Raw genomic sequence first — 15,840 nt, forward strand, 5'->3', positions numbered from 1 at the left:
TCGCGCGCTGGGCGCACCTCCCGGTCGCGAGCAGACACAGAGTCGCACGGGGAGGGCCCCGATGACGCAATTCTGCGTCTGCTCAGCGGCCTCGGCGTTGACATTCGCGCCCATTGGCTGCGATAGTCAGCGCACCTTAAACGTGAACCAGGTTTTCACTTAAGGACGCCGTGACACCGACCGAAACGGGGACAACGTGAGCGACCCGAACAAGCCAACGGCGTGGTTGCCGTTCTCTGTCGCCGAAGCGGCGTTATCCGAGGACCGCGGCGACGTCGACCTGGCACAGGCGTGGTCGTATCTGATGGACCGGCTCCGCGAAGCCGCGCGCTCCGTGGAATCCGAGCCGGCGAGCCGAAATCGAGTCGACCTCGCCGCCGGGCTCCGGCACCTGCTGGTCTTGCTCACCGCGGGCATCGACGAGGTGTTGCGGTTCGATCCGGACCCGATCCTGGCTGTAGGACGCACCAGTACCGATGACGTCGTGACTTGGGGAATGGAGTGTCCGGACTGCGTTTATGCCCGCGCCGTGCTGCGCGGCGGGGAAACTTACCGACTGTTCGGCAATCGCGGCACCGCCCGCTACGTCGGATTGCAGACGATGAACGGCATCGCGGCGACGGCGAACGAACTGGTCGACGAACTCGAGGTGGATGACGACGGAAACTTCGAGGTGGTGCTGTCAGCCTCTGAACAGACGGGGCGAGCGGGCAATTGGATGCGCATCGACGGCGAGCATCCCACGCTGACGGTGCGGCACTTCTTCTACGACTGGGACACCGAGGTGGCGTCGTCGCTGCGCATCGAGCGGCTCGGCCGCGCGATGGAAACCACCAGTCGTCCGGTCGATACGGACCGGGCGGTGACGCGGCAACTGGTCGCCCTCGGCGAGTTCGTCCAGGACAACCTGGCGTTCTTCTTGCAGTTCGGTGCGGCGGCCCCGGCAAACGGGTTCCTGCCACCCATCGACCGCACCGATATCGGAGCCGCCGCAGAGAACAGGCCGGTGATCGGCCGGTGGGAGCTGCACCCGGGCGAGGCACTCATCGTCGAAGTGCAACCGCCGGAAGGGATTTACTGGAGCTTTTCGGTCGGCAACCCGTGGTGGGAGACCATTCACTACGGGCGCCACCAATCCAGCCTCAACGGTCATCAGGCCGCGGTGGATCCCGACGGCCTCGTGCGCATGGTGTTGAGTGCGCAGGATCCCGGGGTCGCGAATTGGCTCGACACCGCCGGCCACAGCAACGGTCCCATCATCCTGCGCTGTGTGCGCACCAAAACGGCGCCGACACCGATGACGCGAGTCGTGCCCGTCGGCGACATTCGGGCGGAATTGCCGTCGGACACCGCGATGGTCACCCCCGAACAGCGGAAATCCATCCTCGCGGCGCGCCGGCGCGCCGTGCACGAAAGGTTCGGACGATGACGTTCGACGCCGACGAGTTGGAGGAGGGCGCTTGCGCCGCAACCGGTCTCGATGATTTCGGTTCGCCCTACTATCGCGAGGGCCTCGAACGCATCGTTGCGGCGTTGAACACCGAGGCCGACCTCAACGACATGGGCCGCGTCATCCAGCACGCCACCATCAGCAACGCCCTGATCCAACGCCTCAAGATCGAGGACGCCTACGCTCAGCACCCCGAGATCGATGACCAGGTAGTCGGCGGGCCGGTGTTCGTCATCGGATTACCCCGCACCGGGACCACCGCGCTGAGCCAACTGGTGGCCGCCGACCCCCAGTTCCGGTCGTTGCGCATGTGGGAATCCCAAGCACCGACCCCACCGCCGGAGGCCGCCACCGAGCACACCGACCCGCGAATCGCGCAGGCCGAGGCCGGATTGAAAATGCTCGACGAGATGTTCCCGCTGATGAGGACGATGTACAACTCCGAGCCGACGGCCCCGACCGAATGCCAGGACCTGATGGGAATGAGCTTTCGCACCTTCCATTTCGACGGCGCCGTCCGCGCACCGCAATACCTGGCGTGGCTGATGGGTTGCGACATGCGCGAGACGTACGCATTTCACCGGCGAGTGCTCAAGCTGCTGCAATGGCACTGCCCACCGGTTCTGTGGCACCTCAAGACACCCGTGCACATGTTCGCCCTCGACGCGCTCGTCGAAGCTTACCCGAACGCCAAATTCCTGTGGAGTCACCGTGATCCGGCCAAGGTGATGGCCTCCGTCTGCAGTCTTATCCAGTATGTGCGCAGCTGGAGTAGCGACCGCAACGACGCTGGGGAACTCGGCACGGAGCAGGTCGACAGCTGGGTTGAAGCTGTACGGCGCGCAATGGATTTCCGCAACCGGCAGGGCGACGAGCGATTCGCCGACGTCTCCTTCGCCGATTTGCAAACCGATCCGGTACGGACCCTGCAAACCAGCTACGAGTCTTTGGGTCTGAGCTTCACCGATGCCACGTTGCAGTCGGTCACGCGATGGGCTCAGGGACATCGTCCTGGCTCGCGCGGTACCCACGAATACGACCTGGCCGACTACGGCCTCACGCCCGACGGTGTTCGGGAGCGGTTTTCCGACTACCTCGCCGCCTACGATGCGACCGCCTGATCCCCTCGATGGTCGTCGCACGCGGCGGCGCGACAAACTGGCCCCCGACCCAGCGGTGCGCCGCGAGCTCCTTTCCGCCGCCGCAAAGACACTGCGCGAGCAGGGCTTTCAGGGGCTCAGCATCGCCGCGGTTCTCGACGGCGCAGCGGTGGGCACCCGCGCTTTCTATCGGCATTTCGGCTCCAAAGACGAACTGGTGGCCGCGCTGTTCCTCGAAATGGCGCGCGTCGAGGAACGCCGACTACGGCGCCGAATGGCTTCGGCCAACACGGAGATCGGCGCGGTTGCGGCGTGGATCGATGGACGACTCGACTTGGCATTCGACGACAGCATCAGATCGGATTTGCGCCGCGTATCGCTGGAGGCTCAATCGCAGATGTTCGCCTCCCCCAACTTGGTCCAGCCGGCGTACGAGCAGTTGCTCAAGCCGCTCAGTGCGGCTTTGCAACGCGGCCTGGACAAGGGGGTGTTCCATCACATCGATCCGGTGGCCGACGCGCAAGCCATTCACGCGGTGGTGTGGGCGGGCATCGAGCGGCAATGGGCGACCGGCGATTGCGACCGCGACGACGTCCGCGCGCGCATCCTTCGCTTTTGCCTGGGCGGGCTGGGCGTGGCGGCGCAAGCCATTGCCCAGGTTTGACCAGTCACACGACAACCAGATGGGAGACGCGGATGGACCTGGGGTTCGCGGGATCGACGGCCGTGGTCACCGGCGGCAGCAAGGGTATGGGGCTGGCTATCGCCGAAACCCTTGCGGCCGAGGGAGCCAGCGTGGCGGTGATGGCCAGAAGCCGAGGATCGCTCGATGCCGCCGTGGTGTCGCTGCGCGAGGCGGGCGCTCCCGATGCCGTCGGGATCAGCGTGGACATGACCGATGCCCAGTCCATCGCCGACGGCTTCGCCGCAGTCTCGGAGCGTTGGGGCCAACTCAACAGCCTCGTGCACACGATCGGGCCGGGCGACGGCTATTTCGAGCAGATGGACGACACGCAATGGGACGACGCGTTCACGCTCGGCACGATGTCGGCGGTGCGATCGATCCGCGCCTCGTTGCCGTTGTTGCGCGCCGCGGATTGGGCCCGCATCGTGACGCTTTCCGCGCACTCGATTCAGCGCCAAAACCCGCGCATCGTCGCCTACACGGCGTCGAAGGCGGCGTTGGCCAGCGTCACCAAGAACTTGTCGAAAAGCCTTGCCAAGGACGGCATCCTGGTCAATTGCGTGTGTCCCGGAACCATCGTGACCGCCAGCTTCACCGAAGTGCTCAAAGACATCCTCGCCGCCGACGGCCTCGACGCCACCAACCCGGTCGATGTCATGACCTGGATCGACAACAACTTCCACCAGCCCTGCGACCTGGGCCGCGCCGGACTACCCGAAGAGGTCGCTTCCATCACCGCCTACCTGGCGTCGCGGCGGAATGGTTACGTCACCGGCGCCACGGTCAACGTGGACGGCGGGTCGGATTTCATTTAGCCTTCCAGGTCGCCTTCGGTTTCCAGCAGCGCCTGGCGCAGGCCGTCGAGCGTTTCCGGTTGCGGCTGCGCCCACATGCCGCGGCCCGCGGCCTCCAGCAGCCGTTCGGCCATGCCGTGCAGCGCCCACGGGTTGGATTCCGCCATGAATTTGCGGTTCTCGGCGTCCAGCACGTAGCGCTCGGTCAGTTGCTCATACATCCAGTCGGCCATCACCCCCGCCGTGGCGTCGTAGCCGAACAGGTAGTCCACGGTCGCCGCCATCTCGAACGCGCCCTTGTAGCCGTGCCGGCGCATCGCCGCCATCCAGCGCGGGTTGACCACGCGGGCGCGGAACACCCGGGTGGTCTCCTCCGACAGCGTGCGGGTGCGGATCGCGTCGGGCCGGGTGTTGTCGCCGATGTAGGCGGCGGGCGCCTGGCCGGTCAGCGCGCGCACCGTGGCGACCATCCCGCCGTGGTACTGGAAGTAATCGTCGGAGTCGGCGATGTCGTGCTCTCGGGTGTCGGTGTTCTTGGCGGCCACCGCGATCCGCCGGTACTGGCGGTTCATGTCGTCGACGGCCTCGCGCCCGTCCAGGTCGCGCCCGTAGGCGAATCCGCCCCAGGCGGTGTACACCTGCGCGAGGTCGGCGTCGTCGCGCCAGTTGCGGCTGTCGATCAGTTGCAGCAACCCGGCGCCGTAGGTGCCCGGCTTGGATCCGAAGATCCTTGTGGTGGAACGGCGTTGGTCGCCGTGCTGGGCCAGGTCGGCCTGGGCGTGCGCGCGCACGTAGTTGTCCTCGGCGGGTTCGTCGAGGTCGGCGACCAATCGCACCGCGTCGTCGAGCATGGTGACGACGTGCGGGAAGGCGTCCCGGAAGAACCCCGAAATGCGCACGGTGACGTCGATGCGCGGGCGGGCAAGCTCGGCAAGCGGAATCGGCGCCAGGCCGACGACGCGCCGCGACGCGTCGTCCCAGACCGGCCGGACACCCAGCAGCGCAAGGACTTCGGCGATGTCGTCGCCGGCGGTGCGCATCGCCGAGGTGCCCCACACCGACAGCCCCACCGACTGCGGCCATCGCCCGTTGTCCGCGCGATAGCGGGCCAGCAGCGAATCCGCCAGCGCCACACCGGCTTCCCAGGCCAGCCGCGAGGGGACCGCCTTGGGGTCGACGGAGTAGAAGTTGCGCCCGGTGGGCAGGACGTTGACCAGGCCGCGCAGCGGCGACCCCGACGGGCCGGAGGGGATGAACCGGCCATCCAAGGCCCTGAGCACCTGGTCGATCTCGGCTGCGGTGCCGGCCAGCCGGGGCACCACCTCGGTGGCCGCGAACCGCAGCACGGCGGCGACCTCGGCGTCGTCGGTGAGCCGGTCGGCGGCGGCGGGATCCCAGCCGGCGGCCTGTAGCGCGCCGACCAGCCCCCGGGCCGTCGCCTCGGCGCGGTCGACCGCCGACCGCTCGTCGGTGCCGTCCTCGGCCAGGCCCAGGGCCTGCCGCAGGCCGGGAATGGTCTGCTCGCCACCGAACAGCTGGCGCGCCCGCAGGATGGCCAGCACAAGGTCGAGTTCGGCCTCCCCCGTGGGCTTTTGGCCGAGGACGTGCAGCCCATCGCGGATTTGCACGTCCTTGATCTCACAGAGCCACCCGTCGACGTGCAGGATCATGTCGTCGAAGGCGTCCTCGGCGGGCCGCTCGGTCAGCCCGAGGTCGTGGTCCATCTTGGCGGCGCGGATCAGCGTCCAGATCTGCTGGCGGATCGCGGGCAACTTGCCGGGATCCAGCGCGGCCACGTTCGCATGCTCGTCGAGCAGTTGCTCCAAACGCGCGATGTCGCCGTAGGTTTCGGCGCGCGCCATCGGCGGGATGAGATGGTCGACGAGCACGGCGTGCGCGCGCCGCTTGGCCTGGGTGCCCTCGCCGGGGTCGTTGACCAAAAACGGGTAGATCAGCGGCAGGTTGCCCAGCGCGGCGTCGGGCCCGCAGGCCGCCGACATGCCCAGCGTCTTGCCGGGCAGCCATTCGAGGTTGCCGTGCTTGCCGAGGTGCACGACGGCGTCGGCGTGGAACCCGGCCTCCAGCCAGTGGTAGGCGGCCAGGTAGTGGTGGCTGGGTGGCAGGTCCGGGTCGTGGTAGATGGCGACCGGGTTTTCCCCGAAGCCGCGGGGCGGCTGCACCATCAGCACCACGTTGCCCGCTGGCATTGCGGCGATGACGATCTCGCCGTCGGGGTGGTGGCTGCGGTCGACGAACAGGTCGCCGGGCGGAGGGCCCCAATGCTTGATCACGGCGTCGGTGAGTTCGGCGGGCAGGCTCGCAAACCAGGCACGGTAGTCCGCGGCGGACACCCGGATCGGGTTGCCGGCCAGTTGGCCGTCGGTGAGCCAGTCGGGGTCTTGCCCGCCGCGTTCGATCAGCGCGTGGATCAGGGCGTCGCCGTCCTCGGCTTCCACCCCGGGCAGATCACCCACCCGGTAGCCGCGTTCGCGCATCGCCCGCAGCAGCGCGACCGCGCTGGCCGGCGTGTCCAGCCCGACCGCGTTGCCGATCCGGGCGTGCTTGGTGGGGTAGGCCGAAAAGACCAGTGCCACCCGTTTGTCGGCGGGCGCGACGTGCCGCAGGCGCGCGTGCCGGAGCGCCAGGCCCGCGACGCGCCCGCAGCGTTCCGGGTCGGCGACGTAGGAGATCAGCCCGTCGTCGTCGATCTCCTTGAACGAGAACGGGACCGTGATGATGCGGCCGTCGAACTCGGGCACCGCCACCTGGCTGGCCACGTCGAGGGGGCTCAGGCCGTCGTCGTTGTCCCGCCATTGATCGCGCGGGCTGGTCAGGCACAGGCCCTGCAGGATCGGGATATCCAGGGCCGCAAGGTGTTCGATGTTCCAGCTGTCGTCCTGACCGCCGGCAGCCGCGGTCGCGGGCCGCAGTCCCCCGGCGGCCAGCACGGTCACCACCATCACTTCGGCGTCGCCGAGTCGGTGCAGCAGTTCGGGTTCGGCGGTGCGCAGCGAGGCGCAGTAGACGGGCAGCGCGCGTCCGCCGGCGTCTTCGATGGCCCGACACAGCGACTCGATGTAGGCGGTGTTCCCGGCCAGCTGCTGGGCGCGGTAGTAGAGCACCGCGATGGTCGGACCGCCCGTGTCCAGGGCATTCGGCCGGTCCAACTCACCCCAGGTCGGGGTCACCACGGGCGGGGCGAACCCGAAGCCGGTCATCAGGACCGTGTCGGAGAGGAACGCGTGCAGCTGGCGCAGGTTGTCCACGCCGCCGTGGGCCAGGTAGATGTGCGCCTGCACCGCGATGCCGGCGGCCAGGGTGGACAGGCCGGTCAGCTCGGCGTCGGCGGCCTGTTCGCCGCTGACCAGCACCGTCGGGACGCCGCTGGCGAGCACGGTGTCGATGCCGCCCTGCCAGGCGCGGTAACCGCCGAGGATGCGGACCACCACGATCTCTGCGCCGGCGAGCAGGTCCGGCAATTCCTCGTCGGACAGGCGCGACGGGTTGGCCCACCGATAGTTCTTGCCGCTGGAACGGGCGCTGATCAGGTCCGTGTCGGACGTCGACAGCAGCAGGATGGTCGGCTCAGCCACCCATCATTCGTACCCCAGCGTCGCCGCGATGCGAGCGGCGACCTCGCCCGCCACCTCGAGCGCCCGCCGGCCCCGGGCGGGCTCGTAGCGGTCCGCAACGGGGTCGTAGTCGGCGCCGGCGATCGACCCGTGATCGGCGTCCAGCTCCACCAGCTCGACGGGCCAACCGATCCGCTCGAGGTCGGCGGCGAAGTCCCTGCTGGCGGCCACCGGCACGGCGTCGTCGGCGAGGCCGTGCAGCAACGTGAACGGTGACCCGATGCGATCGGCGGACAGCATGTCGCTCGGCGCGCGACCGGAGATCGGATCGGGGACCATGAACGCGCCGGCCAGGCAGACGGTATGCGCCAGGGCGAGGTCGAAGCGCGCGAGCGTCAGGCCCGCGGCGGCGCACCCGCCCAGCGACCACCCGACGAGCACCAGGGCGGCGCCGGTCGCGAGGTCGCGGGCAAACTCGAGCGATCGCAACAGGTCGCCGCGCCCGCCGTCCTCGGCGTGGGAATTCCAATCGGGCGCCACCACCGCCGCACCGCGATCGGCGAGCATGCCGGCCAGGGGGCGGACGGCGGCGCGGGCGTCGGTCTGCATGCCGTGCCACAGCAAGACCGTGGGTTGCGATGAGTCGCCGAACACGTCGACCAAACGCCCCGGGGCGTATTCCTGCGTCCGCACGGGGACGAGTGTGCCCGGACCGACGCGGATCCAATCGCGCCGAACGTGCACCCAGGGCGAAAAATTCGCGCGAACCGCACCGTGGCTGCACGCTCGGAGCAACACTGTGGGGATGAAGGTCTCCGGAAAAACCGTTGCCGTCACCGGCGGTGCCCGAGGAATCGGCCTGGCCATCGCCACGGCCCTGCACGGGTTGGGCGCCAAGGTCGCTATCGGGGACATCGACGAAGCGGCCGTGCGGGAGGCGGGTGGCCGGTTGGGTCTGACCGTGCGCCGCGGATTGGACGTGACGGACCGCCCGTCCTTCGCGGCTTTTCTCGACGCCGTCGAAGACGAGCTAGGGCCCCTTGACGTGCTGGTGAACAATGCCGGGGTCATCGCCGCGGGCAGCGCGGTCGACGAGCCCGACGCCGTCACCCGGCGGGTGCTCGACGTCAACATCAGCGGCGTCATCCTGGGCACCAAACTGGCCGCGCAACGGATGCTGCCGCGCGGACGGGGCCACATCGTCAACATCGGGTCGATGGGCAGCGTGCTGCCGTGCGCGGGCATCGCCACCTATTGCGCGACCAAGCACGCCGTGCTCGGGTACACCGACTCGGTTCGCATGGAGAACCGCGGCCGCGGCCTCCACTTCTCGACGATCATGCCGACCCTGACGAACACCGAAATGGTCGCGGGCGTCGGACACGCCCGGGGCTTCAAGAACGCCGAGCCGGAAGACGTCGCCCGGGCCGTCGTCGGCGTGATCGCCAAACCCAAACGGCGCGTGGTCGTTCCGCGCTCGATGGGCATCATGGCGTCGGCGCAACGGCTGATGCCGCAAGGCATAGCGGAGGCGATCGGACGCGCGGTGGGCACGGACCGCGTCTTTACCAGCGACCTGGAGACCGACAAGCGCCAGGATTATGCGCGGCGGACGGGAACGTCCTGAGCGACAACTACCCGGTCGCCACCCGCTTGCTGCCAAACACGCGCTCCTGCATGGCGGTGTCGCCGAACGAGTGGGCCTTGACGACCTTGCCGTCGCGGAACTCGAACACGTCGGCCTCGTCGGCGCTCTCGTCGCCGACGCTGACTCGGGTCAGGACCATGACGACGTCGCCGTCGGCGAGGTAGCGCTTCGTCTCGACCTTGGTCGCCTTCTCCGACAGCCGCATGAACAGCTCGGTGAGCTCGTTTTTGCCCCGATACGTCCCGCCGATCATGCTGTCGCCGTTGACGGTCCACTCGGCCGAGTCGCTGAAGACGTCCAACGCCGCTTCGAGGTCACCCGCGGTGAATGCCTCGTATCCCCTCTTGGTCACCTCGATGTTGTCGGTCGACATCCGACTCCCCTTCTCTTCCTCGCGGTTGACGTCGACCCCGTCGTCGACGGGTTGGACACCGGTCGGCCGACGGCCCCGGGCTCGCGCGACGCGCCGCAAAATCGACGGGCGGAACAACCGGGCCGGCGGGTCGACCATCGCCGTGACCCGGACGAACTGCCCGGCCACGACGGGGTCGACCTCGACGGCGGTCAGCACCCGCTCCAGGAAGGCGTTGCTGATGCGCATCGACACGGGCCGGCGCCCTTCCACTTCGGGAAGGGCCAAGTCGGAGCCGACGGCGGTCTGCCAGGCCACCCGGACGGTTTTTGCCGACGAACGGAAGAAGCGTCGCGCCAGGCCACGGTCCCCGCGGAGCAGGCATTGCCGCAGCACCGTCGCCTCGATCGCGGCGACCGTCATGCCCTGCCCGTAGATGGGATTGAAGCTGCACACCGCGTCACCGACGACCAGCAGGCCATCGGGAGTGCGCCGCATCTTGTCGTAGCGCCGCCAGCGGTTCGAGGGCACGCGATGGTGCACCACCGCGCCCACCGGTTCGGCCGCGCGCAACGCGTCCAACACCTGGGCAGGCACGAAATCCTCTGCGTATTCGACCATTTCGGCGGTCGCGCCCGGCGGTTGCAGCCCGGCCATGGCCCCGACCCCGAACATCCAGGTGTCGTTTTCGTTCTTGATCAGGCCGAACATCTTGGGGCGCCCCGGCTCGGGAAAGTAGGCGATCATGTGTTGGCGGATCGCGCCGGGCTCCAGGCGCAGCAGCTGGCACGCGTAGGCGAGCTGGACCGTCACCTCGTCCTCCCGCGGACGGCCGTAGCCGAGTTCCTCCAACAAGACCGGCGTGCGAGACCCCCGGCCGGTCGCATCGACGACGAGGTCGGCGGGCAGCGCCTTCCCGCGCTCCAGGACGCGGTCGACGACCCTGGCCCCGATGACGCGGTCACGAGCCGGCGTGGCGATCAGGCCGACCACGTCGTGGCATTCGAGGAACGTGATGTTGGCAAACGCCTTCACCCGCCGGCGCACGTTCCATTCCAGCAGCGGCCGGCTCGGGAAGAGGACCACGGGCGGATTCGGCGCCCTGCCGGAGCGCGGCGTGGTGTGCCCGCCGACCGATATCGACACCTTCGAAAAGTCGCCGTCATCCCAGATGGCGGCGCCGTTGGCGGTGAGTTCGTCCACGAACCCGGGGAACAGTTCGTCGAGAACCTGCGTGCCGCGGGCGGCCAGGGCGTGGATCAGCCTGCCCTGCGGAACGCCGCGGCGGTTGATGGGATGCAGCGGCAGGATGTCTCGCTCGACCACCGTGACCCGGTCGTAGAAGTCGGCGAGCACGCGGGCCGCCAGGAGCCCGCCCATGCTTGCTCCCAGCACCACCGCATGACCACCGCGCTGTCCCATGCCACGCTCCTGACCTGGACGAAATGGGGCAATCGCAGTGTCCGGCGCGGCGTTGCCGGGCGGCTAGCGTAGTCGGCTACTCAACTGTCGCGGCCGGCCCCTTGTCCGGCGGTCGTACCGTGTGGTGGTGGCCCGAGCCCGCGACACCGACGCCTGCCCGGGCGCGCTGCAGGTGCATCAGGCCGCCGACGGCGCGCTCGTGCGGGTCCGGCTGCCCGGTGGCGGCATTTCCCCCTCCCAGCTGGCGACGTTGGCCGGCGTCGCGAGCGGGTTCGGCTCGGGAACGCTCGAGCTCACCGCGCGGGGCAACGTGCAGGNGCTGGACGACGCGTTCTACGTCGAGCGGGCCAGCACGTCCGGGCAGCGGATACTGCCCGCCGCGGACGTCGACGAGACCCGCGTGCCGTACTTTTCGCTGGCCATGCTTCCCGGCGGCCGTCGCGGGCACCGGCAGCCCTTAAATGACCAGCGGACGGGCACCGTCGCCGTCGTCGGCCTGGGGCCCGGCGACAACGACTGGATGACGCCGCAGAGCCGGCGGGAGTTGGCCGCCGCCACCGACCTGATCGGTTACGGCGGCTACCTGGATCGGGTGCCGGTCCGCGAGGGGCAACGGCGCCACCCCAGCGACAACACCGACGAACCCGCGCGGGCGCGGCTGGCGTGCGCGCTGGCCGAGGAGGGCTGCGCCGTCGCGGTGGTGTCGTCGGGCGATCCGGGGGTGTTCGCGATGGCGGCCGCGGTGCTGGAGGAAGCCAAACAGTGGCCGGGAGTGCGGATCCGGGTGGTTCCGGCGATGACGGCCGCGCAGGCCGTCGCCAGCCGGGTCGGCGCCCCGCTGGGCCACGACTACGCGGTGATCTCCCTGTCCGACCGGCTCAAGCCGTGGGAGGTGATCGCCGCGCGGCTGGCCGCCGCGGCCGCCGCCGATCTGGTGCTGGCCATCTACAACCCGGCTTCCAAGGCGCGGACCTGGCAGGTCGGCGCGATGCGCGACGTGCTGATGGCCCACCGCGAACCCGGCACACCGGTGGTGATCGGCCGCAATGTTTCCGGGGGTGTGCCAGGCCCAGATGAAGACGTCCGCGTGGTGCGCCTGGCCGATCTCGACCCCGCCGAGGTCGACATGCGCTGCCTGCTGATCGTCGGATCCTCGCAAACGCAGTGGTACGCCGACGATCTCGGCGACCGGGTGTTCACCCCCCGGCGCTACCCGGGGTGACGCCCGAGCCGGCAGCGCCGGAATACGCCATCCCGTCGGGAGCGTGTTCCCCGCCGTGCAGTCGCTGGGGCCTGCTTGCCGCCGCATCCACTTCCTCGCCCAGCAGCAGCGAGCGCACCAACCGACGGGGTCCGAACGGTCGAAGCATGGAGCTGGCGGGGCGCGGGCGCACCCGTATCGGCCACCAGAACCAGCGCCCCAGCAGCGCCGCGATCGACGGCGTCATCAGCGAGCGCACGATCAGGGTGTCGAACAGCAGGCCGAGCCCAATCGTGCTGCCGGCCTGCCCAATCGAGCGCAGGTCGCTGGCGACCATCGACATCATGGTGAAGGCGAACACCAGCCCAGCCGCGGTGACGACACTGCCGGTCTCCCCCATCGAGCGGATGATGCCGGTCCGCAGCCCCGCCCCGATCTCCTCCTGGAACCGTGACACCAGCAGCAGGTTGTAGTCGGATCCCACCGCCAGCAGGATGATCAATCCGAACACCGGTGCGATCCAGTTCAATTCCAGGCCGAAGAGGTGTTGCCACACCAGCACCGACAGCCCGAACGCGGCGCCCAGCGACAGCAGCACCGTCCCGACGATCACCAGGGACGCGACCAGCGCTCGGGTGATGATCACCATGACCGCGAAAATCAGTGTCAGGGCGGCGATCCCGACGATCAACAGGTCGTACTGCGAGCCGGCCTGGATGTCGCGGTATATCGCCGCCGTCCCGGCGAGGTAAAACTTGGCGCCAGTGAGCGTCGTTCCCTTCACCGCTTGATGCGCGGCATTCAGCGCGGGCTTGACCGCGGCGATGCCCGCCGGGGTCGCCGGGTCCGCGTCGTGGGTGATGATGAAGCGCGCGGCCTTGCCGTCCGGTGAGAGGAAGAGTTTCAGACCACGCTGAAAGTCGGGATTCTGGAACGCTTCCGGGGGCAGGTAGAAATAGTCACCACTCCTGGAGGCGTCGAAGGCCTGACCCATCGCACTCGCCGTATCGGTCATCTGGGCCATCTGCGTCACCAGACCCGAGAAGCTGCTGTGCATCGTGAGCAGGGTGCCCTGCATGGACTTCGCGACGGCAATCATCGGCGGGAACTGGGCCATCATCTGGGGGATGATCGCGTCGACGTTGTTCATGTCCTTGATCAACGTGCTCATGTTCGCGCTGAACTTGTCCACGCCGTCGATCGCCTCGAACACCGACCTCGAAGCCCAGCAGACGGGGATGTTGAAACAGTGTGGTTCCCAATACAGGTAGCTGCGGAACGGCCTCGCGAAATCGTCGAAGTCCGCCAGGTGGTCCCGCATCTCGTCCAGCGTGGATTGCATGTCGCCCATGTCGCCGACCATGCGATGGGTCGCGCTGCTCATCTGACCCAGCAAGCCCTGCATCCGCTCCATCGAGCCGATCATGGCGCCCAGATCGTCGCTCATCTTGAGCATGTCGGCGGTGCGGTCCTTCATGAACTGAAGGTTCTGCTGGATGGGGATCGATTGGGCACTGATCTGGAACGGTATCGACGTGTGCTCGATCGGCCCGCCCAGCGGCCGGGTGATGCTTTGCACCATCGCGATTCCCGGCGACCGGAAGATGTCCTTGGCGAGCCGGTCGAGAATGATCATGTCTCCGCTGTTGCGCATGTCGTGATCGCTCTCGATCATCAGGATGTCGGGATTCATTGTCGCGGCGCTGAAATGGCGCTCCGCGGCCGCGTATCCGACATTCGACGGCACGTTGGCGGGTGTGTAGTAGCGGTCGTTGAAGCTGATCTTCATGCTGGGCATGACGAGGATGCCGACGATGGCGATGGCCAGCGAGGCCGCGAACACCGGGCCGGGCCAGCGCACCGTGGCGGTCCCGATGCGCCGCCACCCGCGCGTCTTGATCATCCGCCTCGGGTCGAGCAAACCGAACCTGGTGGCCACCGCGACAATGGCCGGCGCCGCGGTCATCGCTCCCGCGACGACGACGAGCAGCCCTATGGCGGATGGGATGCCGAGCGCCTTGAAGTACGACAGTCGCGCCAGGTGCAGGCAGAGGGTGGCTCCGGCGATGGTCAGCCCCGAGCCCAGGATGATGTGCGAGGTCCCACGGAACATCGTGTACCAGGCGGTTTCTCGATCCTGACCCGCCTGGCGGGCCTCCTGGTAGCGACCGATGAGGAAGATTGCGTAATCGGTTCCCGCCGCGATGGCCAGGGACGACAGCATGGCGACGACGAACGTGGAAAATCCCAACAATTCGTTGTTGCCGAGCAGCGCGACAAGCCCTCTGGCCGTGCCCATCTCGAAGCCGACCATCACGAGCACCAGCAGCACCGTGCTGATCGACCGATAGGCGATGAACAGCATGATCATGATGACCACGCCCGTCACGCCCATCATCTTGAACATGCTCTTGTCGGCGGCTTCGTTCATGTCCGTCGTCAGCGGCGCCGGGCCCGTGACGTAGACCCTCAGCCCCTTGGGGGGCTCCGCCTTGTCGACGATCTTGCGCACCGCGTCCACGGACTGGTTGCCCAGCGTGCTGCCCTGATTGCCGGCCAGGTTGAGCTGGACGTAAGCGGCTTTGCCGTCGCGGCTCTGGACGCCGGCGGCCGTGAGCGGGTCTCCCCACACGTTTTGCACGTGCTGCACGTGCTTCGGGTCGGCCTGCAGTTTTTGCACCAGGCCGTCGTAGTAGCGGTGCGCCGCGTCGCCGAGTTGCTGATCGCTCTCCAGGACGATCATCGCGATGCTGTCGGAGTCCGACTCGTGGAAGGTCGCGCCGATGCGCTTGGCCGCGATCATCGCGGGCGCGTCCTGGGGCGACATGGTGACCGCGTGCTTGCGTGCGACCGACTCGATGGGCGGCACAAGCACATTCAGGGCCACCGTCAGCAGGAGCCATCCGATGATGATGGGCCACGCGAACCTGCGGACGAACCGCATGAATCTCGGGCGGGCGTCGTTGTCGGTGTTCATGCGGCCTTCACCAGACAGGAAGTCTGCGCGTGACGGCCGGCGGTGGACCGTTCGTCCTTGAGCTCACCGTTGACGGTGATGCGGCAGCCGAGGTTGTCGCTATTGCCCTGTGCGACCACGCTGGCGATCACGGCCGGCACCGTCGTCGTGATCGTGAGTGTCCATGGCAGGCTGGTGAAGTTCGCCTGTTCCGGCTGGGCCTTGACGTCTAGATAACTCACGCTTCCCGCCGTGTCGCTGGGACCGTAAACCTCATAGGTCACCCGCTTCACGTGCGTTGCCTCGAGCGGTTCGGCGCTGCTGCCGGTTGCGGTGAAGATCGCGTCGGAGCCGAAGACGCCGCGGAGCCGATTGACGGTGATGCCACCAAGAACGACCGCGACCACGACGACGAGCGGCACCCACGCCTTCTTGAGAAGGGTCAACACCGGTGTTTCCTTTCCTCTGGCGGCCACTGGTGTCCTGGCCTTTCTTGCTCAGTGTCATCACCACGCCGCGATGCTGGGTAGGGCCGTTCGGCCCCGTACCCGAAGCCATCCGGCACAAACGCCCTGATGGCGGCGTCCCGCATTCAAGATATACCATACCCCCTGGGGTATTATCCACCGCAAGCGCGGACGCACTCGAAAACGCTGATTT

Annotated in this window: 10 protein-coding genes and 2 pseudogenes; 7 read left to right on the plus strand and 5 right to left on the minus strand. The window is 68.0% G+C overall.

The genetic code is table 11. From position 1 onward, the window contains the following. Positions 1-196 precede the first annotated feature (196 nt). The 5 genes and pseudogenes from BN4348_RS42595 to BN4348_RS42610 all read left to right on the plus strand — a co-directional run bounded on the left by BN4348_RS42595 (position 197) and on the right by BN4348_RS42610 (position 4,050). The gene (locus BN4348_RS42595; protein WP_066913185.1) at positions 197-1,429 is read left to right on the plus strand and encodes a DUF1214 domain-containing protein; all 1,233 of its coding nucleotides are present in this window, start codon (positions 197-199) and stop codon (positions 1,427-1,429) included. Next, positions 1,426-2,571: a sulfotransferase family protein gene (locus tag BN4348_RS42600; protein ID WP_066913188.1), complete on the plus strand. Its 1,146-nt coding sequence runs from the start codon at positions 1,426-1,428 to the stop codon at positions 2,569-2,571. The genes BN4348_RS42595 and BN4348_RS42600 overlap by 4 nt, the downstream gene beginning before the upstream one ends. After that, a pseudogene (locus BN4348_RS62480) lies at positions 2,558-2,767 on the plus strand (helix-turn-helix domain-containing protein); the annotation flags it as partial. The gene BN4348_RS42600 and the pseudogene BN4348_RS62480, both read left to right, overlap by 14 nt. Beyond that, complete coding sequence (locus tag BN4348_RS42605; protein WP_308204225.1) at positions 2,768-3,214, plus strand: TetR/AcrR family transcriptional regulator; 447 nt, start codon at positions 2,768-2,770, stop codon at positions 3,212-3,214. 32 nt (positions 3,215-3,246) lie between these two features. Next, the gene (locus tag BN4348_RS42610) at positions 3,247-4,050 is read left to right on the plus strand and encodes an SDR family NAD(P)-dependent oxidoreductase (protein WP_066913193.1); all 804 of its coding nucleotides are present in this window, start codon (positions 3,247-3,249) and stop codon (positions 4,048-4,050) included. On the opposite strand, the gene cobN is transcribed toward BN4348_RS42610, so the two are convergent. Both cobN and BN4348_RS42620 read right to left on the minus strand, forming a co-directional pair. Beyond that, the gene (gene cobN / locus BN4348_RS42615; RefSeq protein ID WP_066913195.1) at positions 4,047-7,622 is read right to left on the minus strand and encodes a cobaltochelatase subunit CobN; all 3,576 of its coding nucleotides are present in this window, start codon (positions 7,620-7,622) and stop codon (positions 4,047-4,049) included. The two genes, BN4348_RS42610 and cobN, sit on opposite strands and share 4 nt — an antisense overlap. A gap of 3 nt (positions 7,623-7,625) precedes the next feature. Next, on the minus strand, positions 7,626-8,294 hold the full coding sequence (locus BN4348_RS42620) for an alpha/beta hydrolase family protein (RefSeq protein ID WP_066913239.1): 669 nt from the start codon (positions 8,292-8,294) through the stop codon (positions 7,626-7,628). A 112-nt stretch (positions 8,295-8,406) separates the two neighbouring features. On the opposite strand from BN4348_RS42620, the gene BN4348_RS42625 reads away from it, so the two are divergent. Beyond that, positions 8,407-9,228 carry an SDR family oxidoreductase gene (locus tag BN4348_RS42625; protein ID WP_066913197.1) on the plus strand — a complete coding sequence of 274 codons (822 nt, stop codon included), beginning with the start codon at positions 8,407-8,409 and terminating at the stop codon, positions 9,226-9,228. Between the two features lie 7 nt (positions 9,229-9,235). Here the strand turns inward: BN4348_RS42625 and BN4348_RS42630 are convergent, their stop codons facing one another. Further along, a complete protein-coding gene (locus BN4348_RS42630; protein ID WP_084454176.1) occupies positions 9,236-11,023 on the minus strand; it encodes a nuclear transport factor 2 family protein in 1,788 nt (595 codons plus the stop codon). Between the two features lie 67 nt (positions 11,024-11,090). Here BN4348_RS42630 and cobJ point away from each other — a divergent pair. Beyond that, positions 11,091-12,245, plus strand: a pseudogene (cobJ, locus tag BN4348_RS42635) (precorrin-3B C(17)-methyltransferase); the annotation flags it as partial. Here cobJ and BN4348_RS42640 read toward each other — a convergent pair. Both BN4348_RS42640 and BN4348_RS42645 read right to left on the minus strand, forming a co-directional pair. Beyond that, a complete protein-coding gene (locus BN4348_RS42640) occupies positions 12,220-15,201 on the minus strand; it encodes an MMPL/RND family transporter (RefSeq protein ID WP_235852734.1) in 2,982 nt (993 codons plus the stop codon). The pseudogene cobJ and the gene BN4348_RS42640 overlap by 26 nt on opposite strands. Beyond that, the gene (locus tag BN4348_RS42645; RefSeq protein WP_066913199.1) at positions 15,198-15,629 is read right to left on the minus strand and encodes an MmpS family transport accessory protein; all 432 of its coding nucleotides are present in this window, start codon (positions 15,627-15,629) and stop codon (positions 15,198-15,200) included. Before BN4348_RS42645 ends, BN4348_RS42640 begins: the two co-directional genes overlap by 4 nt. Between the last annotated feature and the right edge of the window lie 211 nt (positions 15,630-15,840).

The organism is Mycobacterium interjectum (genome assembly GCF_900078675.2).
Taxonomy (GTDB): domain Bacteria; phylum Actinomycetota; class Actinomycetes; order Mycobacteriales; family Mycobacteriaceae; genus Mycobacterium; species Mycobacterium interjectum.

Bases quoted from the DNA above. Each gene is read 5' to 3' on its own strand.
- BN4348_RS42600 (WP_066913188.1), top strand. From the start codon at position 1,426: ATGACGTTCGACGCCGACGAGTTGGAGGAGGGCGCTTGCGCCGCAACC.
- BN4348_RS42610 (WP_066913193.1), top strand. From the start codon at position 3,247: ATGGACCTGGGGTTCGCGGGATCGACGGCCGTGGTCACCGGCGGCAGC.
- BN4348_RS42625 (WP_066913197.1), top strand. From the start codon at position 8,407: ATGAAGGTCTCCGGAAAAACCGTTGCCGTCACCGGCGGTGCCCGAGGA.
- BN4348_RS42630 (WP_084454176.1), bottom strand. From the start codon at position 11,023: ATGGGACAGCGCGGTGGTCATGCGGTGGTGCTGGGAGCAAGCATGGGC.
- BN4348_RS42640 (WP_235852734.1), bottom strand. From the start codon at position 15,201: ATGAACACCGACAACGACGCCCGCCCGAGATTCATGCGGTTCGTCCGC.